3 protein-coding genes are annotated in these 1,855 nt (G+C 75.3%); all 3 read left to right on the forward strand.

Translation table 11 applies throughout. From position 1 onward, the window contains the following. Positions 1-597, forward strand: a 597-nt coding sequence (locus G3I53_RS22845; protein ID WP_164438724.1) for a class I SAM-dependent methyltransferase, incomplete at its 5' end; no start/stop codon positions are given. Positions 598-624: 27 nt separating this feature from the next. Further along, positions 625-1,539, forward strand: a complete 915-nt coding sequence (locus tag G3I53_RS22850; protein WP_164332462.1) for a hypothetical protein — start codon at positions 625-627, stop codon at positions 1,537-1,539. After that, positions 1,536-1,814, forward strand: coding sequence for a Trm112 family protein (locus G3I53_RS22855; RefSeq protein ID WP_164332461.1), 279 nt, complete (start codon positions 1,536-1,538; stop codon positions 1,812-1,814). Before G3I53_RS22850 ends, G3I53_RS22855 begins: the two co-directional genes overlap by 4 nt. Positions 1,815-1,855 lie beyond the last annotated feature (41 nt).

Raw genomic sequence — 1,855 nt, forward strand, 5'->3', positions numbered from 1 at the left:
GCGCGGACGATCCTCGACATCGGCTGCGGGGACGGTACCGCCGCCGCCACCGCCGCCCCGCTGCTGCGCGGGCACCGCATCGTCGGTGTCGACTGGTCCCAGGACGCCCTGTCCCGCGCCCGCACCCGGCTGCCGTACGCGGTGCGCGGCGAACTCACCGACGGTGGGCTGCCGTTCGCCGCCGGGTCGGCCGACGCGGTGCTGTTCAGCGAGGTGCTCGAACACCTCGTCGACCCGGACGCGGCCCTGGACGAGATCCGCCGGGTCCTGCGCCCGGGCGGCCACCTGATGCTGTCCACGCCGAACCTGGCCGCCTGGTACAACCGGGCGCTGCTGCTGGCCGGGGTGCAGCCGGTGTTCTCCGAGGTCAGCCTGCGCGGCATCCACGGCCGGCCGGGCCGCGAGGTGGTGGGCCACCTGCGGCTGTGCACCGCCCGCGCGCTGCGCGAGTTCGTCTCCGCGTCCGGCTTCACCGTCGTGGACCTGCGCGGCGCCCCGTTCCACGGCGTGCCGCGGCCGCTGCGCGCCCTGGACCGGCTGGCGTGCGCCCGGCCGCCGCTCGCCTCGATCCTGCTGCTGCACGCACGACGGACATGAGGGGGGCGGGGGGCCATGTGGTGGGGAGTGGTCGCGGCCCTGTCGGCGAACGTGCTGTACAGCGCGGGCTTCGTGCTGGAGAAGCGGGCCCTGGGCGCCCTGCCGGAGGTGTCCGTCCGCCGGCCCGCCCGGCTGCTGCGCCTGGTGCTCGGCAGCCCGCTGTGGATCGGCGGCTCGCTGGCGCTCGCGGCCGGGTTCGCGGCCCAGCTCGCGGTGTACCGGACCCTGCCGATCGCCGCCGCGCAGGGCATCTTCGTCTCCGGCCTGGTCCTGCTGGTGCTGCTGTCCGCGCGGCTGCTGGGCGAGGAGACCAGCGGCCGGGAGCGGTACGCGCTGGGCGCCATCCTGCTGGCGCTGCTGATGGTCGTGCTGTCGCTGCGCGAGGGCGGCGCGGGCGCCGACACCGTCGGCCGTCAGGCACCGTACCCGCTGATCCTGCTGGTGTGCGTGCCGGCGCTGGCGGCCGGGATGTGGCTGTACGGCTCGGCCGAGCGCAACGCCCGGCACCGGCACCGGCTGCCGACCACCGGCGTGGAGTACGGCGTGGCCGTGGGTCTGCTCTACGGCGTCAGCTCGCTGGCCATCAAGGGCGTGTCGAGCCACCTGACCACCAGCGGGATCGGTGGCGCGGTGCTGGACCTGCTGCGCTCCCCGTACCCGTATCTGCTGCTGTTCACCGGGGTGTTCGGTCTGGTGATGTCGCAGGCGGCGCTCCAGCGCTGCCGGGCCTCGCTGATCGTGCCGGTGTGCACGACCGTCACCTGCCTGTTCACCGCCGTGCTGGGCACGCTGTCGTTCGGCGAGGAACTGCCCGACGAGCCGCTGCGGCTGACCCTGCGCGTCGCGGGCACGGTGCTCGCCGTCGCCGTGCTGCTCGCCATGCCCAAGCACGACACCGCTCCGCAGTCCCCCACCGCCGCCGAGGAGTTGACCCCACCGTGAAAGCCGACGACCCGCTGCTGAGGATCCTCGCCTGTCCGCTCGACAAGGGTCCGCTCGACCTGCTCGCCGGCGCGGACCGCGAGGAGGCGCTGTACAACCCGCGGCTGCGCCGCCGCTACCCGATCGTCGACGGGATTCCGCAGCTGCTGCCGTCCTCCGGGGAGCAGGTGTCGGCGGAGGAACACGAGCGGCTGCTGCTGACCCGCGTCCCGGCGGCCGGCGACGACGGCGGGCCGGGCGACGGCACCGGTGACCGGCCGGGGGCCACCCCGTGAGCGAGCGCACGGCGGCCGCCCGGCTGGCGGGCTTCCTGCCC

The sequence above is a fragment of the Streptomyces sp. SID14436 genome (assembly GCF_010548465.1).
Taxonomy (GTDB): Bacteria; Actinomycetota; Actinomycetes; order Streptomycetales; family Streptomycetaceae; genus Streptomyces.